Raw genomic sequence first — 22,404 nt, forward strand, 5'->3', positions numbered from 1 at the left:
ACCCGTCGCCCTCAGTTGATGGGCAAAGGGGACGGCTGGTACTCGGCGATCACCTGGTGCAGTACGCCATCATCCTCGAGCGGCAGTACCGCTTGGGCCAGCCGCTGGCCGTCGAGGGTCAGGGTCAGTTCGGCATTAGCGCCGTTGCGTACTTCAATGCGATACGGGGTGCTGCCGAATCGGTAGTGCAGGGTGTAACCGGGCCAGTCCGCTGGCAGCAGCGGCTGAATCCGCAGGGTGTCCCCGCAGCGTTGCAGGCCTAGCAGGCTCTCCAAAATCAGCCGGTACATCCAGCCAGCGGAGCCGGTGTACCAGCTCCAGCCCCCGCGCCCTGCGTGGGGGGCGACGGCGTAGACATCGGCGGCCATCACATAGGGCTCGACCTTGTACGTGTCGATCAACCCATTGCTGCCCTGGCGCACCGGGTTTATCAAGCGCAGCAGTTCCCAAGCCTTGGCGGCATCGCCCAGGCTGGCATAGGCCATGCTCGCCCAGATGGCCGCGTGGGTGTACTGCCCGCCATTTTCGCGCACGCCAGGCAGGTAGCCTTTGATGTAGCCGGGGTCGAGGTCGCCGTGGTCGAAGGGTGGGTCGAGCAGCTTGACGATGCCGATGTCGCGGCGCACCAGGTGTTTGTCCAGCGCGGCCATGGCGGCCCGTGCCCGTCCATGCGGGGCAACCCCGGACAGCACTGCCCAGCTCTGCGCCAGCGAGTCGATGCGGCACTCCTGGTTGCTGGCCGAACCGAGCACCTGGCCGTCGTCGAACCAGGCGCGGCGGTACCAGCCACCGTCCCAGGCATGTTGCTCCAGGTGCTCGGCAAGGGTGCCTGCCTGGCGGCTGCACTGCAGGGCGAAGGCGCTGTCGCCGTGGCCCAGGGCGACGCTGGCGAACGCCCGCAATACCTCGTGGCCGAAGAACCCCAGCCACACGCTTTCGCCCAGGCCTTGCTCACCGACGCGGTTCATGCCGTCGTTCCAGTCCCCGCTGCCCATCAACGGCAGACCGTGGGCACCATATTGCAGGGCATGCCCGAGGGCGCGCTGGCAATGCTGGTACAGGCTCTCGACCAGGTTCGCCTGGGTGGGCAGGTCGTAATAGGACTCTTCGCCGGCATTCAGCGCACGCCCCTGCAGGTACCCGACCGGCTCGTCCAGCACCGCGTGGTCGCCTGTCAGTGCCACATAGCGGCTGGTTGCCAGCGGCAGCCACAGCAAGTCGTCGGAGCAGCGGGTACGCACCCCGCGCTGCAGCGGTGGGTGCCACCAGTGCTGCACATCGCCTTCGGCATACTGGTGCGCAGCGCACGCCAGCAGGTGCTGGCGGGCCAGGGCTGGGGTGGCGTGGAGCATGGCCATGCTGTCTTGCAGCTGGTCGCGAAAGCCGATGGCGCCGCCGGACTGGTAAAAGCCGCTGCGCGCCCAGAAGCGGCAGGCAATCACCTGGTACAGCAACCAGCCGTTGGCCAGCACATCCAGGGACGGCTCGGGGGTTTCGATCTGCACGCTGCCCAAGGTGTCGCGCCAGTAGGCCTGGACCTTTGCCAGTGCGTCCAGGGCCGCGCGCAGCCCTCGGTATTGCTGCACGCAGTGGCTGGCGGCCTCGGCGTTTGGCCCGGCACCCAGGCGGAACACCACGTCGCGGCTTTCGCCCGCTTGCAGCAGGACGCTGACCTGCACGGCTGTGCACGGGTCCAGCCCGGCGCCCGTGCGCCCTGACAGCCGCGCCTGGCGCAGGCCTGCCGGGGCCTGGTAGTCGCCATTGCGCCCGAGGAACTCGCTGCGGTCACAGGTAATGCCATACAAGGGCAGGTCGCAATCGACAAAGCCCACATGCCGGGCAAACGCCTCGGCATAGCGGTTACGGGCAAACACGGCGCCGCTGGCCGGGTCGATTTCAGTCACCACGTGCATGGCCGACTTGCTGCGCAGGTCGCCCAGCACCCACTCGACAAAGCAGGTCACCGACAACCGTCGCGCCTGCGTCGAGCGGTTATGCAACTTGAGCCGGCTGAACTTGATCGGCGCATCCAGCGCGACATACACCCACAGCTCGCTGTCCAGGCCGTCGTCGGCGTATTCGAAAACGCTGTAGCCAAAGCCATGCCGGGTGCGATAACGGCCAGGGCCTGGGCAAGGCATCGGGGTGGGCGACCAACATTGCCCGCTGTCTTCGTCACGCAGGTAAAGGGTTTCGCCGCTGGGGTCGCAAACCGGGTCGTTGTGCCAAGGGGTCAGGCGGTATTCGTGGGCGTTCTCGTACCAGGTATAGGCACTGCCGGCCTCCGACAACACGCTGCCAAATTGTGGGTTGGCCAGGACATTGACCCACGGCGCCGGGGGTGGCAGGCCATCAGCGTGGGCGATGAGGTACTCACGGCCATCGGCGCTGTAACCGCCGTAGCGGTTGCCCAGCACCCGCGCCGGTGCGTCTGCCAGCGAGCGGCTATCGGGTTTGCTCGGGGGGTAGGCCAGGGTCGCCTCGAACACGGCGGGGGCTGGCGGCGCGTGGCGGTGATGCAATTGCTCGGCCAGCGTGCCGTGGCTGTCGCTGAGCACCAGCCGCGCCACCGACAGGGTAAGGGTGCGGTCCTCTGCCGACAGTTGCTGCGCCGGGCGCACGAAGATCCCGCCGGGGCGATCGAGCAGCGCAGCCTCGCTGCCGGAGGTGACGATGCCCATGATCTGCTCCTGCAATTGCTGGCGGTAACCGGCCTGGTCTTCGTTCCAGATCACCAAGTCCAGCGCCAGGCCCTTCTGCCGCCAATAGGCATGGGCGAGCACCATTTGCTTGACCAAGTGCAAGTTGGCCGGGTCAGCAATCTGCACCAGCACGATCGGCAGGTCCCCCGACAGCCCCTGGCCCCACAGGCCCGACTGGCTGCGCCGGTTGCTGGCCAGCAGGGCGCCGCTGGCCCGCAGCGCCGCGTTGGGGTAGAGCACCGACGCGGCCATCTGCTCGAACAGCCGGGCATCGTTGAGCGAGCCGTTGAGCTGACGCAACTGCACCTGGCTATGGGGCCAGGCCAGGTCGAACACCCGGTCGGCCAAGTGCCGATCGCGGTACCTGGCGATCTGCTGCAGGCAGGCGTCGCGGCTGTCGGTCACGCCGGTGACCAGGTCGACCGTGGCCTTCTGGCCAGGCGCCAGGCTGATGCCGCAGCGAATCGCCACGATGGGGTCGAGCACTGCCCCGGCACTGTCGGACAAGGCCTCGGTGTGGCGGTCCAGTGCCGCCGGGGCCACCAGTGTGCGGCCACGGCCGATGAAACGCGCGCGGTCGGTTTCGTAAGACACCGCATCGATGTCGGCGCCATGCACGGCCAGCACATGGCACATCCACGGCACCGCATCCTGCTGCGAGCGCGGCCGCCGGGTGCAGATGATGGCCTGCAGCGGGCGGACCAGTTCGGTCTGCACGAACAGCTTGCTGAATGCCGGGTGCAAGGCATCGCTGAGCGCCGGTGCCAGCACCACTTCGGCGTAGCTGGTCAGCTCCAGGGTACGCGGCTGGTCACTGTGGTTGGTCAGGTGCAGGCGCCGCAGTTCGATGTCGTCTTCGGGGGACACGGCTATTTCGGTATGGCAGTCGAAATCGTTTTCACGGATGCGGAACTCGGCGCGGCCATCGCTGAAGATCGCTTCTTGATTACTGCCGCGGTGCCGCGTGGGCTGGTAAGTGGTTGACCAGAATGCACCGCTGGCGACGTCCCGCAGGTAACAGAAGCTGCCTAGGTCATCGCGGGTGGCGTCTTCGCGCCAACGGGTCACGGCCAAGCCATTGCGCTGGCTGTAGCCACTGCCGACATGGTTGACCATGACGTGGTAGCGGCCATTGGAAAGCAGTTGCACGGCGGGGTGGCGCCGATTCGGTTCGCTGAACACCCGTAGCCGGGTTTCGCCTGTGTGGCCTGCCGCGTCCACGGCCGGTGCCTGCAGGGTATGCAGGTACGGCGCGGCGGTTTTCGGCACGCGCTCCTGTAACAGCAGCAGGCTGGCCTGGCATTGCGGGTCGGAGGTGAAGCGCCGTTGCATGGGTTTGCCCAGCAACAAGGAGGTCAGGGCCAGCAGGCTCATGCCCTGGTGGTGAGCCATGAACGAGCGGATCACCACGGCGCTCTGCCCCGGGGGCAGCCGCGCCTCGCTGTAGTCAATGGCTTCGTACAGCCCGAAGCGGCCAGCCAGCCCCAGGGTGCTCAGGCGCTGCAAGTTACGGCAGGCGGCGCCCGGCGCTACCAACAGGGCCAGCGCACTGGCGTAGGGGGCGACCACGCGTTCTTCGCCCAGGCCGCGTTTGAGGCCCAGGCCGGGTACGCCAAACGCCCGATATTGGTAGTTCAGGTGAGCGTCCAGGGCGTTGTAGGCCGACTCAGAAACGCCCCAGGGGATGCCCAGCAGGTTGCCGTGGTCGATCTGCCGTTCGACCGCGGCGCGGCAGGTCTGGTCGAGCAAGGTGCCTTCGTAGCTCGGCATCACCAGCAGCGGCATCAGGTATTCGAACATCGACCCCGACCACGACAGCAGCACCGGCACGCCGGCATTACTGGTGAGTAGCCGGCCCAAGGCGAACCAACTGGCTTGGGGGACTTGGCCCTGGGCGATGACCACGAAGTTGGTCAGGCGCATTTCCGAGGCCAGCAAGTCGTAGAACGCGGTGTCCAGGCGATGTTCATCGGCGTTGTAGCCGATGGCGAACAGGTCGCGCTGGGTGTCGTAGAGGAAGCTGAAGTCCATGCTGGCCATCGCGGCGATCCGCTGCGCCAGGCTGTGCGCTTGCTCGATGCGCTGGCAGGCCTGCGTGCGGACGGTGGCCACGGCCAGGCGCTCGGCGGCGGGCCAGTGGTCCGGCTCTAGCTGCGCAAGCTGGCGCCAGCTCAACGCTGCCTGCAGCGCCGGCGCATTGCCGGGTGGCAGTTGCAAGGCGTGCAGTTCGCCAGCCAGGTCCAGGCATTGCTGATGCAGGGCCTCCAGCCAGAACAGGCAATCATCGGCCTCGGTAGCGGGCGGGCCGTATTGCTGGATCAGCCCTTGTACTTGCTCGGCGAGCTGTTGCATCAACGAGGCAGGCAACGGGGCCGGTTGCTCATGGGCTTGCCGCAGCTGCTTGCCCAGCGCTTCCAGTGGTTCGGCAGCACGGCCAGCGGTGGCGTACGTTTCGTGCAGGATGTCGAGCGTGTCCAGCAGGCCCTGGCCCAGCCGGCGGTCGAGCACGGGGGTATCGGCCATCCCCAGCAGCCCAGGCTTGAGCGTCAGCAGCAGGGCCGCCAGGTTGCCGCTGTCCACCGCAGAAATATACAGCGGGTGCAAGGGCGCGCGGGTTTGGGTGTCGTACCAGTTGTAGAAGTGCCCCTTGTAGCGCTCCAGGTGGTCCAGGTTGTCGAGCATCTGGGTCAGGCGCTGGAAGAGGCGGCCGGCCGTGAGGTAACCAAAATCATGGGCCGCCAAGTGCGACAGCAGGGCCATGCCGATGTTGGTCGGCGACGTGCGGTGAGCGATGTTGGGGAAGGGCGGCTCCTGCAGGTTGTCGGGCGGCAGCCAGTTGTCGGCAGGGCCTACATGGCGGTCGAAGAAGGCCCAATTGCGCCTGGCCAGCCGGTGCAGAAAGCGCAGGTCCTGGGCCTGCGGTGCGAAAACGCTGCGCCCGCGCGTGCGGCTCAGCCACCAGGCCAGGGCCGGGCCAAGCAGCCATAGCGCAAGCATGGGCGACGCCAGCAGCAGGACATTGGGGTGCTGCGCCAAGGCGACCGTCAGCAGCAGCACCAGGGCGGGCTGTACCCATTGCTCGCGATACACCGCCTGCAGGGTATCGGCACTGTTGCGTTCATCCTCCCGCGAGGGGTTCCACTGCAGCAGCCGGCGTTTGCTCACGGTTAGCCGCCACAGCGTGCGGGCGATGGCATCCAGGCTGTAGCGGGTCTCGAACGGCAACCAGGCCAGCGACAACCCGGCCCGCACGAAGTAGATGCCCGAGGTGTGCAGGGCGGCAAGCAGGTGCTCGGCCAGCGGCACATCGGTGGTTTTGCGCACCAGTTCGAGCAGGGTGTCCAGCAGTGGGCGGGTCAGCAGCAGGCCCAGCAGCGCGACGGTCCACAGCAGCGGCGTGGCGCTGGCCAGCCAGCCCCACAGCAATGCCGTCAGCAACGCGGCCGGCTCCAGGCTGCGGCGCAGGTTGTCGAAGATCTTCCACCGCGACAGCGCGCTCAGTGGGCGCTGCGCCTGGCCTTCGACGCCGGTGCGCAGCCACGGCACCAGCCACGGCAGCAGTTGCCAATCGCCGCGTATCCAGCGGTGGCGGCGCTTTACATCGGCGCTGTAACGCGCCGGATACGCCTCGAACAACTGCACGTCACTGAGCAGGCCGGCATGGGCGTAGCAGCCTTCGATCAGGTCGTGGCTGAGTACACGGTTGTCGGCAAAGCGCCCGTCCAGGGCCCGCTCGAAGGCATCCACGGCGTAGATGCCCTTGCCAATGAAGGAGCCACTGAGGAACAGGTCCTGGTACACGTCCGACACCGCCAGGGTGTAAGGGTCGACCCCGGCATCGCTGCCGAACAGGCGGGCATAGGGGGAGCGCGACACGCTGGGCAGGCTGATGCCGACCCGTGGTTGCAGGATCGCGTAGCCTGACTGGATGCGGCCGCTGTCGGCATCGAAGCAGGCGCGGTTCAAGGGGTGCTGCATGGCACCGACAAACTTCTGCGCCACATCGCGTGGCAACTGGGTGTCGGTGTCCAGGGTGATGACGTAGCGCACCCGATCGAGCGTGCGCAGGTCGCCGACGATGCGCATGAAGCACTCGGCCCCGCGTCCGCGCAGCAGGGCATTGAGCGCTGCGAGCTTGCCGCGCTTGCGCTCGTGGCCCATCCAGCATCGCTCGGTGGGGTTCCACAGCCGCGGCCGGTGCAACAGGAAGAAGCGCTCACCGTATTTTTTGTTCAGTGCACCAATTCCGTCACTGGCGAGGTCGAGTAGGGCCGTGTCTTCGGCGCAGGTTTGTGTGGGGGCGTCCATGAAGTCGCTCAACAGCGCGAAATGCAGGTGGTCATCACGGTTGGCCAGGTAACGCACCTCAAGGCCTTCGACCAGTTCTTCGACGTCGGCCGCGTTGCCCAGCAGGCTCGGCACCACGACCAGGGTGCGGGCCTCGACGGGAATCCCCGCGGCGTAGTCCAGCCGTGGCAGAAACGCAGGCTTCACGGTCAGTGTCACCAGCCAGTTGACCAGGCCGATGGCAAGCCGGCTGGTGGTCAGCAGCACGGGAAGGGCCATGGCCGTCACTGCCCAGGCAGGCCAGCCCTCGGCAGCCATGCCCGCGACGAAGCCCCAGGCCAGCAGGCACGAGAGCAGCGCCGACGGCACCAGGTAGAACGCCAACGGTGCCCGGTGCAACAGGCGCTGCCAGCGCTCGGCAAGCGCCACCCGCGCCCCCAGGCGCTGTTCCAGCAACGCCAGGCCAGCGCCTGCCAGGTAATAGCCGACGTGGGCTGCCTGTGGGTGCGACGTCGCGCTTGCGGCACGCGCCAGTTCGATGGCGGTGTGTGCCACCTGCTCTTCACTGAAGGCGCTGTGCCGCGCCAGCTGTTCTACGATGTGCCGATAGTGATCACGGCTGGCGAAGTCCATGGCTGCGTATACGGCGGCGGGGTCTTGGCCGAGTACTTGCTCGACATGGCTCAGGTGTTCGACGAAAAGCCGCCAGTCCACGGTCGACAGCAGCCGCAGGCTGCCGATGCTGTTGCTGATGGAGACCTGGTCGATAGCCTGTTGTTGCGCATCGAGCTGCACCTGGCGCTCGATGCTCATTGCCGACTCGCCCAGCAGTTGCTCGATCCAGGCCAGTGGCTGGGTCAACGCGCTACTGTGGCCCTGCAGTCGCCTGGCCAGCTCGGCGACGAAGGCGGCGGTCATCGGTGGCTCCGAGCGGGCCATGTCGGCCACCACCAGCACCACGCTTTTGGCATCGCGTTCGGCGGTTTCGCTGAGGGTGTCGGCCCAGCCATTGGCTAGGTCGCGATCCGCCCCGTTGGCCATGACCCGTGCGGCCACGCGGCGCAAGTTCTCGATCAGCGCCAGCCTCAGCATGATCGGGATCGCCCAGAGCTCGCCCAGGGTCAGCGTGGCGGTTTGCTGATAGGCCTCGACGAAGTGGCTCAGGCTCTCGACGTCGACCCGGCCATCGCCGTGGCAGATAGTTTCCAGCGCAATGTCATAGACCCGCGGCAAGCCGCTTGAGGCGCCATTGTCTAGCCGGGGCAGTTGCAGGCTGTAATCGCTGGGCAGGTGGCGTTTGGCGATGCGGATATGGCTTTCGACCAGGTAGAAGTTGTCGAGCAACCACTGCGCGGCAGGCAGCGTCGGGCGTGAGTCGGGCAGGGCGGCGGCGAGGGCGGTACAGCTTGCGTAGAGCATGCGTTCGTTATCGGCCAGGCGGTCGAGCAGCGAATCGTCGGCAGGCAACTGGCTCAAGCGGTGCTGGCTGGCGAGCCAGGTGCCGTGCTCGGCCAGTTGCTTGGCGCTGTACAGCTCCGAGCGCAGCAGGCTTTCGTAAGTGAACGCGTGCCGTGGCGCGCGCCAGCGCCGGGCACGGTTGGCCAGGCGTTGCACGTAGCTGAGTGCGCGAAGCCAAGGGTTGTCCATGGGTGTCGGGTGCCGTGAGCTGACCGGTAGATAAGCAGTGTGCGTGGGGCAGGCAGGCTGGGTCTGTACGGTAGCGAACAGACCCGCCCGGGTAGAGGGCACATGCTGCTCCTGCCTCCCGTTGAACCTGTTCCGCCATAGGAGTTTGCCCCGTGCTTTCCCTCGCCCTGATGCCCCCTTTACCGGCGCCGATGTACAAGCCGACCGTGTCGCCCCAGCAGATGCTGGGCATGGTCTGCCATGACCTGCGCACACCGCTGCAGGCCGTGAGCATGGCTGCAGAGCTGCTGTCGCGTCGCCAGCACACTGCCGATACGCTCAAGCTGCTGGGCACCATCAGCGATTCGGTGGCGCGGGCCCAGCGGCTGGTGGCGGACCTTCTGGACTACACGTTGCTGCAAGAAGGTAGGGGCATCGCCCTGCATCCTGTGCTGTGCGACCTGTCAGAGGCCGTTGCAAGGTGCGTGGAAGAGCTGCGCCTGACCTGCCCCGATTACCCCTTGATTCACCTGCACCTGGGCGAGCGCAGCGCCCTGTTCGACAAGGACCGCCTTCATCAAGCCGTCAGCAACCTGGTCGCCAATGCCGTCGCCTATGGCGAGCGCGGTGCGCCCATTCAGGTGACATCGCGCAGCTACGGGCGTGCAGCCACGGTCAGCGTACACAATTGGGGCGTACCCATCCCTGCCGAGCTGCTTGGGCGCCTGTTCGAGCCGCTGGTACGCGGCCAGCAACGGGCTGCAAAGGCCGGCAGCATTGGGCTGGGGCTGTTTATTGTCAGGCAGATAGCCCAGGCGCATGCAGGTGAAGTTTCGGTCACATCGACAGAGCAGGCGGGTACTACCTTCTGCATCACCCTGGCGATGCCGTTCCCGCAGTGATCACATGACCTGCCCCTACCGGGAAGTGTGCAGCCTTTGCCTGCCTGGTCAGGCGCCTGGCAGGGGCGCGCGGCGGGCCTGGGGGGCGGCCCATAGCAGCTGTGCCACGCCAATGGCGCGCTCTTCGAAACCGCCCTGGCAATAACACAGGTAGAACTCCCACAGGCGCTGGAAGGTTTCGTCATAGCCCAACTCCATCAACGCGGTGCGCGCATGGCGCAGGTTGTCGCGCCAATGGCGCAGGGTGCGCGCATAGTCGGTGCCAAAGTCCTCCAGGTGCACCAGGTTCAGCGCCGTCTGGCGGCTGGCGGTGTCGAGCAGGACGCTTAGCGAGGGCAGGGCGCCGCCGGGGAAGATGTAGCGCTGGATGAAGTCCACCGAACGCCGGGCCTTTTCGTAGCGCTGGTCACGAATGGTGATGGCCTGCAACAGCATCAGGCCGTCGTCCTTGAGCAGCGTGGCGCAGTGGCGAAAGTACAGGGGCAGGTAACGATGGCCGACGGCTTCGATCATTTCGATCGACACCAGCTTGTCGAAGCGCCCTTGCAAGTCGCGGTAGTCCTCGCGCAGTACCGTGATGCGTTGCTCCAGGCCTGCCGCCTGCACACGTTGCAGCGTGTGCGCGTACTGCGCCTCGGAAAGCGTCGTTGTGGTCACGCGGCAGCCGAAGTGGGTAGCGGCATGGATGGCCAAGCTGCCCCAGCCGCTGCCGATTTCCAGCAGGTGCTCGTGGGGCTTGAGCTCAAGCTTCTGGCAGATGCGCTCCAGCTTATTCAACTGGGCCTGCTCCAAGGTCTGCTCGGGGCTGTCGAACCGTGCCGCAGAATACATCAGGGTAGGGTCGAGCAGCCGTTCGAACAGCGCATTGCCCAGGTCGTAGTGGGCCAGGATGTTGCGCCGCGAACCGCGCCGGCTGTTGCGGTTAAGGCGATGCAGCAGGCGCAGCGCCGGGCGGCCGAAGCGCGCCAGGCCACCTTCAAGGGCGTCCAGCACGTCCAGGTTGGCCACGAACAGGCGGGTTACCGCCGCCAGGTCGGGGGTGCGCCAGTAGCCATGGATATAAGCCTCCCCAGCACCGATCGAACCGTTGCCGGCGATCAGGCTCCAGGCGGCGTCATCGACGATCTCGACTTCGGCATACAGCGCGCTGCCGGCGTCACCGAAGTTCCAGTGCTGGTCATTGCAGATCAAACGCAGGCAGCCTTGGCTCAAGCGCCGCAATTGCGCCAGCACGGCCATCCGGGCCAGGCTGCCAAGCACCGGCGTCAGGCCGGCCGACTTGCTAACGCTCAGTGTGGGGTCGGACATGATCAGGTTCCTTACAGGCGTGGCCAAGGCTCAGGTCGCCCTGGCTGGCGGTGTGGTTGTAGACAGGGGTGCGCTTGAGTAGCAGGCACAGGGCCTGCCAGTAGATGGCAGACACCGTACGCAGGCTCATCCACGGGAAGCTCAGGATGTAGCGGTGCAAGGCGGGCCGGTTCAGCGGTTCGCGGCGCAGCGCCAGGTGGGCCTCGAATACCTTGTGCCCCTCGCGCCAGTTCGCCATGTGCACGTGCACGCGCTGGCCGTCGAGCACGAAGCGCAGGCGGTAGTCCATGTCCAGCGGCATGAATGGCGACACATGAAACGCCTTGGCCAGGCTAAATGAATCGGGCTGGCCGTCTTGCACCGGCAGCACGTAGTGGTGGCGTTGCCGCCAGGGTGTATTGCGGACCTCCAGCAGTATCGCCACCAGGTCGCCGTCGCGGTCATGGCAGAAGTAGACGCTCACCGGGTTGAACGACAGCCCCCAGCAGCGCAGTTGCGTGAGCAGGTGCACCGCGCCTTCGGGTGCGTGCCCGGTTGCTTGGCCGACCAGCTGGCGGGCGGCCTGGGCCAACGGTATGCCGGGCGCGGTCAGTGCCGGCAGGTAGTCGGTTTCCCGCCAGCACAAGGGCGCCAGCCGCGAGCGCGCGAGCCAGCGCGACAGGCCGCGCCAGTGTGATTGCTCGTCCAGGTCCAGGTAGAACATGCCGACCCGGTAGCGGAATGCATGGTGCCGCGGGGTCAGCCGCCGATGGCTAACCCAGCCATGACACAGGCTGCTGTTCACAAGCGCTCTCCGAAGTATTCTGCCACTTTCAACGCGCTGAGCACGCCGTCTTCATGGAAGCCGTTGCCCCAGTAGGCACCGCAGTAGTAGCTGTGCTGGCGGCCCTGCAATTCGCCTTGGCGGGCCTGTGCAGCCAAGGCCGCGAGGCTGTACTGCGGGTGGCTGTAGCTGAAGCGGGCGAGCACCTGGGCTGGGTCGATCTGCGCCGTCTGGTTGAGGCTCACGCAGAAGGTGACCGGGGCATCGATGCCCTGCAGGATGTTCATGTTGTAGGTGAGTGCCGCAGGTGCCTGCTCGGCGCCGCCCAGCCGATAGTTCCAGCTGGCCCAGGCTTTGCGCCGACGCGGTAGCAGGCGAGTGTCGGTGTGCAGGACCACATCGTTGCTGGCGTAGGTGAGGGTACCCAGCACCGCACGCTCGTCCGCACTGGGTGTTGCCAGCAGGGCCAGGGCCTGGTCGCTGTGGCAGGCGAACACCACCTTGTCGAAGCGCTCGGTACCGGCGGCGCTGATCACAGTCACGCCGTCGGGGTCACGGATCACCCGGGCCACGGGGCAGTTGCGCCGGATACGCTCGGCAAAGGGCTGGCACAACGGTGCCACGTAGCTGCGCGAGCCACCTTCGATCACCCGCCATTGCGGGCGCTGGTTGACCGACAGCAAACCGTGGTTGCGGCAAAAGCGCACGAAAAACTGCAACGGAAAGCCCAGCATGTCGGCGCGTGACATCGACCAGATCGCCGAGCCCATGGGCACGATGTAGTGGTTGATGAAGCGCCGCCCATAGCCGTGTGTGCGCAGGTAGCTGCCCAGCGTGGTGTCTTCTTCGATGCGCCGGTTGTCCAGGTCGGCCAGGGCTTGGCGATTGAAGCGCAGGATGTCGCGCAGCATGCCCCAGAACCCAGGTGACAACAGGTTGCGCCGTTGGGCGAACAAGGTGTCGAGGTCATGGCCGTTGTACTCAAGGCCACTGGCGGGGTCATGCACCGCAAAGCTCATCTGGGTCGGCCGCGAGGCCACCCCCAGGTGTTCGAGCAGGCGAATGAAATGCGGGTAAGTCCAGTCGTTGAAGACGATGAACCCGGTGTCCAGCGCATACTGCTGGCCGCCCCAGTTCACGTCGACGGTATGGGTGTGGCCACCCACCCAGTCAGCCGCCTCGAACACCGTCAGCGCATGCTGGCGTGAGAGCAAGTGGGCACAGGTGAGGCCAGCGATACCGCTGCCGATGATTGCGATGCGCATGGCGTGCTATTCCCGTGGGTTTCGTGCCAGGCGTTGGCCTAGCTGCAGACGCCAGCGCACCGGCAATGCGCCGAGCAGGCGCAACACCCAAGTGAATGCGCCGGGGAAGTTGATTTCCAGCGGGCGTTTGGCCAGGCGCGTGACGATGTGCCCGGCGGCGCGCTCGGCGCTCCAGCGCTGTGGCATGGGGAAGTCGTTGCGCTGGGTCAAGGGTGTGTCGACGAAGCCAGGGCTGACGAGGGTGACGTCAATGCCCTCGCGGATCAGGTCGATGCGCAGCGACTCCACCAGGTAACGCAGGGCCGCTTTGGACGCGCCATAGGCGCCGGCACGGGGCAGGGCCAGCCAGCTCACCGAACTGCCCACCACCACCAGGTGCGGGTGCTGGCCACGGCGCAGCAAGGGCAGGGCAGCGGCAAGGCAGTGGCTGGTGCCGATCAGGTTGGTGCGCATCACCCGCTCGACCAGCGCCGGGTCGAAGTGCCCTGGTTCCAGGTATTCGCAGGTGCCCGCGTTGAGGATCACCAGGTCGAGTGCACCCCAGGCATGCTCGATCTGCTCGGCGACCTTGGCGACCTGGCCCGGTTCGTCGTTATCGCCGATGGCCAGCATGGCCTGCTGCGCAAACCGCGCCGCTAAGGGTGCCAAGCGGTCGGCCTGGCGGCCACCCAAGGCCACCTGATGCCCCTGCTCCAGCAAGCGCCGCGCCAGCGCCGCGCCAATGCCACTGCTGGCACCTGTCACCCAGCAGCGGCTCATGCCAGCCTGCCTTTGAGCCAGCGGACCGCGCTGCCCATGATCGGGACATGCTCGTAAAGCAGCGCACCGGCGTCGAAGTAATCCTGATGAAAGTGAACCCGCTCGTGCCAACGCAGGTGGCTACAGCCTTGCAGGCTGATCAGCGCGCCATTGCCCAGGCGAGGGTGGCGAAAATGCAAGGTCCAGCGCAGGTACCCGTGGCCCGGCTGCACTTCGTCGTAACCCTCGAAGGTGTAGCGTACCTCCTGCACGTTCGCGTACAGCTGCGCGAAGTACCCCCGCAGCGCAGGCAAGCCGCTGATCTGGTGCAGGGGGTCGCGAAAGGTCACGTCCTCGCTGTACAGGTCACCGAGCATGTCGAGGGTGTGCGCATCGAGGCTGGCAAAGCGTTCGGCGAAGGTTTGCAGGTAGCTGTGCATTCACTTTCCTGTACAAAAAAGTTTTCTTGTACAGGTATAGTTTAGCTTTCACCGCAAAGCTATACAGGATGATTTTTTTGTACAGTTTTTACCCGGTGGCCGCCAAACGGTGGCCTTATTCCGGCGCCTGCGCCCCGGCAATATGCCGCCCGGCCACGTAACCGAACGTCAGCGCCGGGCCCAGGTTGATGCCACCTGAGGGGTACCAGCCGCCAAACACACTGGCCATGTCGGTACCGGCGGCATAAAGCCCGCCAATCGGTTGGCCTTGCTCATCCAGTACCCGTGCATGGCCATCGGTGCGCAAGCCGGCAAAGGTGCCAAAGCAACCGGGCTGAACCTTCACAGCATAGAACGGCCCTTGTTCGATCGGCGCCACGCACGGGTTCGGCCCGCTGTACGCCGGGTCACCCTGCTTGCGGTTGAACGGCGTGGAGCCGCGGCCAAAGGCCGGGTCCTGGCCGTGGCGCGCGTGGCTGTTGTACTCCGCGACGGTGCCACTCAAGCCGACAGGGTCGATGCCGCAGGCGCGGGCCAATTGTTCGAGGCTGGCACCGCGCTTGAGGTAGCCACTGCGCAGGTGCGGCCATACCGGCAACGGCGCAGGCCGGGCGTGACCAAGGCCGTAACGCCGCAAGAAGCGGTGGTCGCAAATCAGCCACGAGCAGGCTTCCTCGCCCGGCGGAACCGCCTCGAGCATGGCTGACACATAGTCGTAATAGCCGTGCGCCTCGTTGACGAAGCGCTTACCGCTGGCCAACACGGCAATAACGCCGGGCTTGCCGCGTTCGATGATGTGCGGGAAGTGGCCGACGCTGCCGTCGCGGTGCGGCACTTTGGAGACCGGTGCCCAGGCCACTGCAGATTTCAGGTCGGTGGCCACCACACCGCCTGCCGATTCGCCAAGGCGCAGGCCATCGCCCGAGCAGGACTGCGGGGGCAGGGCGAGGTTGTCATGGCCACTGGCATCACGCGCAAACAGCTGCCGGCGCCGCGCACTGTCGTTGGGGAAGCCCCCGGCGGCGAGCACCACGGCTTTCGCCCGGACGGTAAGGTCACCCTGCGGTGTACCTATCACGGCGCCGCGCACTTGGCCGTGCTCAATCAGCAGGCGCTTGGCCGGGGCAGATTCCAGCAGCCGCACGCCCAGGTCTTCGGCCGATTTTGCTAGGCGCGCCACCAGGGCCACGCCGTTGACCAGGTGCATGGCCCGGCCATGGCGGGCGAGGTGGTACAGGTGGCGGCCAAAGCGCTTGCACACATGCAAGAAGGCCCGTGGCGAGCGGGTCATGTTGAGGAAGGCGGCCAGGTCAGGGCCGGCCATGATCGGCATGCCCATGAACGAGGTCTCGCGCAGGGTCTTGCGCAGGCGGGGCAACAGCGCGCCGACCTCGCGGGCATCATAGGGCGCGGCGATCACCTGGTGCCCACCGGTGGCGGCGCCGGGTGTGTCGCCATGCATGTCGGGGATGGCGTTGCCGTCGACAAACTGCAGCGCAGTGTGTTTCTCGAAAAAGGCGACCATGTGCGGGCAGGCCTCGAGGAAGGCATCAACCCGTTCTGCATCGTAATGCGTGCCCAATTCGTTACGCAGGTAGGTGCGGGGCTGTTCGATGTCTTCGACGATGCCGGCGCGGCGGGCCAGCGGGTTGCGGGGTACCCAGGCCCAGCCACCGGACCAGGCCGTGGCACCGCCGAACACCGGCGCTTTCTCTACCAGCATCACGCGCTGCCCATGCCAGGCTGCCGTTACCGCTGCGGCCAGGCCGGCTGCGCCTGAGCCAATGACCAGAACGTCGTATTCGGCTTGCAAGGTGTCGGTAGGCATCGCAGGGTCTCCGGTATTATTATTGGAACGTGATTCCATATTCTTTATGTGAGACGGAGCCTGATGCAAGCGAGGCTGTGCAGAACTGGTCGATAACCGGACACTTCAACGCACGCCTGCTGCGCCGATGGCCGTGGCTGTGGAATCATCTTCCAGAATTCATCCATTTTTCAGGGACCTTAGCCATGGCTGGTAGTCAGATCGAACGCGCCTTCAGTCTTGTAGAAAGCCTGACCGGCGAGCCTGAGGGCCTTGCCCTGCAGACGTTGGCCGAGCGCCTGGAGATCCCCAAGAGCGCCACCCACCGCATGCTGGCCGAGCTGATCCGCCTGGGCTACGTGCGGCAGAACCGCGACAACAGCCGCTATCAGCTGTCTGCCAAGCTGGTGGCGATGGGCTTTCGCTACCTGTCCAGCAGTGGCGCCGACATCATTCAGCCGATTCTTGACCGCCTGGCCCAGGACAGCGGTGAGTTGGTGCGCCTGGGCGTAATCGAAGGCAGCCGCCAGACTTGGATCGCCAAGTCCCAGGGCGCGCGCTCCGGCTTGCGCTACGACCCCGACATGGGCCGCGATGCCCCGCTGTTCTACACCGCCTCCGGGCATGCCTGGCTGGCCAGCCTGAGCGACGACGAGGCGCTGCAGATGGTCTTGCGCCAAGGCATCGCCGACCCGGCACAGTTCGGCCCGAATGCGCCGCGTTCCACGGATGAACTGCTGGGCTACCTACAGCGTGCACGGGAGCGTGGCTATGCCTGGGTCGAGCAGACCTCAGCGGTGGGCACGTCAGCGCTGGCTGCCGTGGTGCGGCGCCCACGCACTGACGAGGTCATCGGAGTGCTGAGTATCGCCGGCCCCAGTGCCCGGCTGGCGCAAGCGCGCCTGCCTGAACTGGCTAGCCTTTTATTGGCGGCAGTGGGCGAACTGTCGGCGGCCAGCCAGGCTAGCGAACTGTTTGCCTGAAGCGCCGCATGTTCATTAGTGGTCGATAACCGCACAGTCTGTGCAGGCGGTGCTTCTGTAAAGCGGACCCGAGTTCTAAATTGTCGAGTATGAATTCTGGAACCATGTTCCGTAATTTATCCCCGACAACAATGACAAGAGGACAGTCCGTTGAATGCACCGCTTCGTATCGCCTTGATTGGCGCTGGTATCATGGGCCGCCAGCACTACCAGCACCTGCGCCAGCTGCCGCAAGCGCAGTTGTGCGCGGTGGCAGACCCCGGCCCGCAGGCTGAGGCTTTCGCCGCCGAATGCGGGGTGGCCTATTACGCCGATCACCGGCAGATGCTGGCCAGCGTCAAACCCGAGGCCGTGATCGTCGCCAACCCCAACAACCTGCACGTGGCCACCGCGCTCGATTGCATCGAAGCCGGCGTCCCGGTGCTGGTGGAAAAGCCTGTGGGCGTGCACCTGGACGAAGTCCGTGCGTTGGTCGAAGCGTCCAAGCGCTGTGGTGTGCCTGTGCTGGTTGGCCACCATCGTCGGCACAACCCGCTGATCGCCAGCGCGCGCGGCCTGATCGCCGAGGGTGCGCTGGGCAGGCTGATCAATGTCACTGCGCTGTGGCAGTTGCAGAAGCCCGACAGTTACTTCGACACCCCCTGGCGCCGCGAGCCGGGCGCCGGTTTTTTGCTGACCAACCTGATTCACGACCTCGACCTGCTGCGCTACCTGTGCGGCGAGGTCGTGCAGGTGCAGGCGTTCACCCGCAACGATGTGCGTGGGTATGCCAACGAAGACAGCGCCGCCGTGCTGCTGCAGTTCGCCAACGGGGCGCTGGGTAGCCTGACGGGTTCCGACGCGGTGGCTGCACCCTGGAGCTGGGAGTTGACGTCCGGCGAGAGCCCGATCTACCCGCGTCAGGATGGCCAGCCCTGCTACCTGCTGGCCGGCAGCCACGGCGCGCTGAGCATTCCGCAGCTCAAGCACTGGCAGTACGGCGAAGCAGGCTCCGGCTGGCACACACCCTTGCTGCAAAGTGGCGCCGAATCGCCGGCAGGTGAAGCGTTGACCTTGCAATTGCAGCACTTCATTCGCGTCGCTCGCGGTGAAGAGGCCCCCTTGACCGACGCTGCAGATGGTGGCCGCACGCTGGCCCTGGTCGAGGCGATCCGCCTGGCAGCCGAAAGCGGCCGGGCCTGCGCCCCCGAGACGATCGCCTGACGCGAGCCTCATTCACACCTTTAATAGCCTTCAGGTAACGAACATGACTGACCGTATTTTTTCCCTTGCCGCGCTGACGGTGCTCGAGCTTTCGCCGCCGGCCATGGTGGAGGCCGCTGCCCGTGCCGGCTACAGCCACGTGGGCCTGCGTTTGGTACCGGCTACCGCAGAGGAGCAGCACTTCCCGCTGGCGGCCGACGCCGACCTGCGCCGACAGACTCAGGCGCGCCTGCGCGACACCGGCATCAAGGTACTCGACCTGGAAATCCTCCGCCTCAAGCCTGAAACCTGTGTTGCCGATTTCGAAGCCATTCTGGCGGTGGGTGCCGAGCTGGGCGGGACCGAACTGCTGGTGGCCGGTAACGACCCGGACGAGGCACGCCTCACGGAGCGCTTTGCCGCACTGTGCGACCTGGCGGCTGGCTATGGCATCCATCCACACCTGGAGTTCATGCCCTGGACTGATGTTCGCGACCTGCGCCAGGCCATGCGTGTGGTTGCCAACGCTGACCGGACAAACGGCTGCGTTCTGGTGGACGCCTTCCATTTCAACCGCTCCGCTTCCTCACTCGACGACCTGTCCCACTTGGCACCGCAGCGCATGCGCTATGCGCAGCTGTGCGACGTGGCCGGCCCGGTGCCGGACGATATGGACGAGATCCTGCGCCAGGCCCGCAACGAACGGCGCTTCCCGGGTGATGGCGATGCTGATTTGATCGGCCTGTTGCGTGGCTTGCCGGCCACCGTACCGCTGAGCCTGGAGATTCCGACGCGGCAGTTACTGGAGCAGGGCGTGAGTGGCGAGCAGCGTGCGCGGATGGCGCTGGAGAAAGCCAAGGCGGTATTGGCGCGGGTTTGAGCTTCAAGGGCCACTGTGCGGGCGCAGAGAACTAATATCGAAAGCGAGCCCCCCATCCTGTGGGAGCGGGTTTACCCGCGAAGAAGGCGCCGCGGTGTATGGCACCGGCTTCGCCGGTGTTCGCGGGTAAACCCGCTCCCACAGGTCCCTGCTAAATCAATCAGGTATGTGTTGTTCTGTGAGAGTTGGCTTGCCAGCCAAGGGCTGCAAAGCAGCGCATGACAGTAAACTTCAAGGCCGCTCCACGTTAGGCAGAGGTCCAAGGGCCTGTCTGCAGGAAAAAAAGGGCTCCGAAGAGCCCCATAGAGGAAACCTGAAAGGCCTTTACGCGGCCTCGATCCCACGCGGCGCCATGAAGTACATCCACACCAGGGCAATGAAGTACATCACCGGAATCATGGTGAACAGCACCGCATAATTGTTGTGGGTGACCGTCAGCACGCTGCCGACGATTTGTGTCATGAACATGCCGCCGATGGCCGCGCACATGCTGCCGAAGCCAAACACCGTGCTCACCAGATGCTTGGGCGTGTAGTCCATGACCAGGCTCCAGATGTTCGCGGTCCAGGCCTGGTGCGCGCCGACCGCCACGGCGATGGCAAGCACCGCGACCCACAGGCCACTGGCGTGGGCTGCGAAGACGACGCTGACGATGGTGCAGGCAAAGATCAACATCGAGATCAACCGGGCACGGGTGGCGCGCACGCCGCGGCCGATCAGCCAGGACGACAGAATGCCGCCGCCGATGCTGCCGAAGTCTGCGGTCAGCCAGATCAGGATCAACGGGATGCCCATCTGGGTGACGCTGATGCCCAGGTCATACTGCTGGTTAAGAAACGGCGGCAGCCAGTACAGGTAAAACCAGAACACCGGCGCCGTGATCGAGTAGGCCACGGCAAAGGCCCAGGTGCCGCGCTGGCGCAGGATGCGGCTGAACGGCACCGGTTTGGCTTCGGGCTCCACGTCTTGCTGGATATAGTCCAGCTCGCTCTGGCGAACGTGCGGGTGCGCCTCAGGGTTGAAATACTTCAAACCCCACAACACCACCCAAACCAGACCGAGGCTACCCATGGCGATGAACGCGGCCTGCCAACCCCAGGCAGCGAGAATCAGTGGCAGCAGCGCCGGGGTGACCATGGCGCCGACGTTGGTGCCGGCGTTGAACAGGCCGGTGGCGATGGCGCGCTCGCCGGCGGGGAACCACAAGCGCGTGGTCTTTACACACGCCGGGTAGTTGGCCGCCTCGGTCAGGCCCAGAATGAAGCGGCAGACCATAAAGCCTGCTGCCGAGGTCGCCAGGCCATGGGCGCCGGTGGCCAGGCTCCACAGCAGGACGGCGCCGAAGAAGGCATGCTTTACCCCGACTTTGTCGATCAGCCGGCCCTGCAGCACAAAGCCGATGGCATAGCCGACCTGGAACCAGAAGTTGATGTTGGCGTAGTCCATCGCCGTCCAGCCCATGTCCTTGGCGAGAACGGGCTGCATGATGCCGAGGGCGGCACGGTCGATGTAGTTCAGGGTGGTGGCGAAGAACACCAGGGCAAGCATGCCCCAGCGGGTCTTGCCGACGGCGAAGGCGCTGCGCACCTTGTCGCCGATGGATCCATGGGCGAGGCGGGGGCTGGCAGTGTCGAACTTGGAAGAGGTCATGTGAAGTCGTTTCTTGAAATTGTTTTGAACGGCAATGCGTCTGGAACGCGGTTTTGCCCAGGGTAAGGCTGGGCGCGCAAGGTCATTTATGGTGAGCAGTGAAGGGGGGAGCGTCAATTCAAAGATGGGGCTACTGTTCGATGATCGAACAAAAGTGACGCGGCGTCTTCTGGCTGATTGCACAGTGCCATGCCTGCCAGGTAACCGAAGGTCATCCCAGGGCCAAGGGTGATACCGCCGCTGGGGTAGTGCCCGCCCATGATGCTGTGCATGTCGTTGCCGACCGCGAACAGGCCAGGTATTGGGCGCTGCAGGCTGTCCAGCACCTGGGCCGAAGCATTTGTGTGCAGGCCAGCGAAGGTGCCGAGGCTGCCGGGTAGCAGTTTTACCGCATGAAAGGGCCCGTGCAGCAGCGGCCGCAGCGACGGATTGGGCGCGTGCAAGGGGTCGCCCTGCGCGCGGTTATACAGCGATGCGCCACGCTGGAAGTCCGGGTCCGTGCCCTGCGCCGCATGGTGGTTGAAATGTGCCACGGTGCGCTGCAGTTGCGCTGCGTCGATCCCGCAGCGTGCGGCCAGTTGCGCCAGGGTAGGGCCGCTGAACAGGTAGCCACGGCGCTCATAGAAGCCGGCAGGGAAGGGGAACGGCTTGGCCCAGCCGATACCGTAACGACGTTGCGCGGCGTGGTCACAGATCAACCAGGCTTCGTGCTCCTCACCGGGTGGCGTGGAGGTGAACAGCGCATTCATGAAAGCATGGTAGCTGTCGGCCTCGTTGACGAACCGCCGACCGTCACCGAGCACGGCAATGAAACCCGGCTTGGCGCGGTCGATCAGGTGCGGGAAGTGGCCGAGGCTGCCGTCGCTTCGCGGCACCAGTGAGACCGGCGCCCAGGCCCCGGCGTGGGCCGCCGTGGTGGTGACCTGTGCGCCGACTTGTTCGCCCAGGCGCAGGCCGTCGCCGCTGTTCTGTGGTGGTGCTGCGCAGTAGTGGCGATCGCCCTCGGGCGCATGGGGGATCAATTGGGCGATGCGCTGGCGGTCATGGGGGAACCCGCCGCAGGCCAACACGACACCGCGTCGCGTATGGATCACCTGGCCATCGCTGAACTGCACGCCTGTGATACGCCCATCCCTCAGCAAGCCTGTGGCCTGCCGGTCATGCAACAGCGTCACGCCCAGGTCGAGGGCACTGCGCAACAGGCGCGCCACCAGCGCGTTGCCGTTGACCAACTGCAGGCCGCGACGGTGCAGCAGCAAGTCGCGCCCATGGCGCAGCAGGCGTTTGCCCACGTGCCAGGCCGCCTTGGGTGAGCGGCTGGCGTTGAAGAAGGCGGCCATGTCTGCGCCACCGGCGATGCCCATGCCGGCCAGGCTGACGATGTCCAGGGGCGGCCGTAGCCGTTGGATCCAGTGCCCAAGCAGGCGCCCGTCGAACGGCTGCGCACACAGGGATCGCCCGCCCCGCGCACTGCCATCCCCCTCGTGCATGTCGGGCATTTTCGTCCCGGACTGGAACTGCACGGCGGTATGTCGCTGGAAGAACGCCACCATCTCCGGTCCATGGCGCAAAAACGCCTGCTGGCGCGGGTCGAGTTCGGCGACGTGGGTCTGTGCGCGCAGGTAGCGTTCTGGCGCATCGTCGGCTTCGACGGTGCCTTCGGCGATCGCCAGCGGGTTGCGGGGTATCCATAACCAGCCCCCCGACCAGGCGCTGGTGCCGCCGAACTGGCTGGCCTTTTCCGCGACGATCACCTTCAGGCCGTGATGGGCGGCGGTTACTGCGGCAGCCAGGCCAGAGGCGCCGGAGCCGAGGACAAGTACGTCACATTCCAGGGGTTGCATGGAGGGGCTCCGGTCAGGTTGGAGGGG

13 protein-coding genes are annotated in these 22,404 nt (G+C 65.7%); 4 read left to right on the plus strand and 9 right to left on the minus strand.

The window, feature by feature from the left end; genetic code table 11:
• Window positions 1-11 precede the first annotated feature (11 nt).
• Complete coding sequence (locus tag MFF34_RS24075; RefSeq protein WP_238216866.1) at window positions 12-8,636, minus strand: GH36-type glycosyl hydrolase domain-containing protein; 8,625 nt, start codon at window positions 8,634-8,636, stop codon at window positions 12-14.
• Between the two features lie 152 nt (window positions 8,637-8,788).
• On the opposite strand from MFF34_RS24075, the gene MFF34_RS24080 reads away from it, so the two are divergent.
• Window positions 8,789-9,517, plus strand: a complete 729-nt coding sequence (locus MFF34_RS24080) for a sensor histidine kinase KdpD (protein WP_238216868.1) — start codon at window positions 8,789-8,791, stop codon at window positions 9,515-9,517.
• 48 nt (window positions 9,518-9,565) lie between these two features.
• Here MFF34_RS24080 and MFF34_RS24085 read toward each other — a convergent pair whose 3' ends face one another.
• The 6 genes from MFF34_RS24085 to MFF34_RS24110 all read right to left on the minus strand — a co-directional run bounded on the left by MFF34_RS24085 (window position 9,566) and on the right by MFF34_RS24110 (window position 15,859).
• Window positions 9,566-10,825, minus strand: coding sequence for a cyclopropane-fatty-acyl-phospholipid synthase family protein (locus MFF34_RS24085; RefSeq protein WP_238216871.1), 1,260 nt, complete (start codon window positions 10,823-10,825; stop codon window positions 9,566-9,568).
• Complete coding sequence (locus tag MFF34_RS24090) at window positions 10,800-11,609, minus strand: DUF1365 domain-containing protein (protein WP_238216873.1); 810 nt, start codon at window positions 11,607-11,609, stop codon at window positions 10,800-10,802. Before MFF34_RS24090 ends, MFF34_RS24085 begins: the two co-directional genes overlap by 26 nt.
• Window positions 11,606-12,853, minus strand: a complete 1,248-nt coding sequence (locus MFF34_RS24095) for an NAD(P)/FAD-dependent oxidoreductase (RefSeq protein WP_099429759.1) — start codon at window positions 12,851-12,853, stop codon at window positions 11,606-11,608. The genes MFF34_RS24090 and MFF34_RS24095 overlap by 4 nt, the downstream gene beginning before the upstream one ends.
• 6 nt (window positions 12,854-12,859) lie before the next feature.
• On the minus strand, window positions 12,860-13,612 hold the full coding sequence (locus tag MFF34_RS24100; RefSeq protein WP_238216875.1) for an SDR family oxidoreductase: 753 nt from the start codon (window positions 13,610-13,612) through the stop codon (window positions 12,860-12,862).
• On the minus strand, window positions 13,609-14,031 hold the full coding sequence (locus MFF34_RS24105) for a nuclear transport factor 2 family protein (protein ID WP_027596246.1): 423 nt from the start codon (window positions 14,029-14,031) through the stop codon (window positions 13,609-13,611). Before MFF34_RS24105 ends, MFF34_RS24100 begins: the two co-directional genes overlap by 4 nt.
• A 115-nt stretch (window positions 14,032-14,146) precedes the next feature.
• Complete coding sequence (locus MFF34_RS24110) at window positions 14,147-15,859, minus strand: FAD-dependent oxidoreductase (RefSeq protein WP_238216876.1); 1,713 nt, start codon at window positions 15,857-15,859, stop codon at window positions 14,147-14,149.
• A gap of 185 nt (window positions 15,860-16,044) precedes the next feature.
• Between MFF34_RS24110 and MFF34_RS24115 the strand changes: the two genes are divergently transcribed.
• The 3 genes from MFF34_RS24115 (at window position 16,045) to MFF34_RS24125 (ending at window position 18,883) form a co-directional block, all read left to right on the plus strand.
• Complete coding sequence (locus tag MFF34_RS24115) at window positions 16,045-16,821, plus strand: IclR family transcriptional regulator (protein WP_085273155.1); 777 nt, start codon at window positions 16,045-16,047, stop codon at window positions 16,819-16,821.
• A 150-nt stretch (window positions 16,822-16,971) separates the two neighbouring features.
• Window positions 16,972-18,024, plus strand: coding sequence for a Gfo/Idh/MocA family protein (locus MFF34_RS24120; RefSeq protein WP_238216878.1), 1,053 nt, complete (start codon window positions 16,972-16,974; stop codon window positions 18,022-18,024).
• 43 nt (window positions 18,025-18,067) lie between these two features.
• Entirely contained in the window at window positions 18,068-18,883 is an 816-nt protein-coding gene (locus MFF34_RS24125; RefSeq protein WP_238216880.1) for a sugar phosphate isomerase/epimerase, read from the plus strand.
• 324 nt (window positions 18,884-19,207) lie between these two features.
• On the opposite strand, the gene MFF34_RS24130 is transcribed toward MFF34_RS24125, so the two are convergent.
• Entirely contained in the window at window positions 19,208-20,533 is a 1,326-nt protein-coding gene (locus MFF34_RS24130) for an MFS transporter (protein ID WP_238216882.1), read from the minus strand.
• Window positions 20,534-20,646: 113 nt separating this feature from the next.
• On the minus strand, window positions 20,647-22,377 hold the full coding sequence (locus MFF34_RS24135; RefSeq protein ID WP_238216884.1) for an FAD-dependent oxidoreductase: 1,731 nt from the start codon (window positions 22,375-22,377) through the stop codon (window positions 20,647-20,649).
• Window positions 22,378-22,404: the final 27 nt, after the last annotated feature.

It is taken from the genome of Pseudomonas sp. PAGU 2196 (genome assembly GCF_022179005.1).
Lineage (GTDB): Bacteria > Pseudomonadota > Gammaproteobacteria > Pseudomonadales > Pseudomonadaceae > Aquipseudomonas > Aquipseudomonas kermanshahensis.

Coding starts and splice junctions, on each gene's coding strand:
- MFF34_RS24075 (WP_238216866.1), bottom strand. CDS start 8,636: ATGGACAACCCTTGGCTTCGCGCACTCAGCTACGTGCAACGCCTGGCC.
- MFF34_RS24085 (WP_238216871.1), bottom strand. CDS start 10,825: ATGTCCGACCCCACACTGAGCGTTAGCAAGTCGGCCGGCCTGACGCCG.
- MFF34_RS24095 (WP_099429759.1), bottom strand. CDS start 12,853: ATGCGCATCGCAATCATCGGCAGCGGTATCGCTGGCCTCACCTGTGCC.
- MFF34_RS24110 (WP_238216876.1), bottom strand. CDS start 15,859: ATGCCTACCGACACCTTGCAAGCCGAATACGACGTTCTGGTCATTGGC.
- MFF34_RS24100 (WP_238216875.1), bottom strand. CDS start 13,612: ATGAGCCGCTGCTGGGTGACAGGTGCCAGCAGTGGCATTGGCGCGGCG.
- MFF34_RS24115 (WP_085273155.1), top strand. CDS start 16,045: ATGGCTGGTAGTCAGATCGAACGCGCCTTCAGTCTTGTAGAAAGCCTG.
- MFF34_RS24130 (WP_238216882.1), bottom strand. CDS start 20,533: ATGACCTCTTCCAAGTTCGACACTGCCAGCCCCCGCCTCGCCCATGGA.
- MFF34_RS24135 (WP_238216884.1), bottom strand. CDS start 22,377: ATGCAACCCCTGGAATGTGACGTACTTGTCCTCGGCTCCGGCGCCTCT.
- MFF34_RS24125 (WP_238216880.1), top strand. CDS start 18,068: ATGACTGACCGTATTTTTTCCCTTGCCGCGCTGACGGTGCTCGAGCTT.
- MFF34_RS24105 (WP_027596246.1), bottom strand. CDS start 14,031: ATGCACAGCTACCTGCAAACCTTCGCCGAACGCTTTGCCAGCCTCGAT.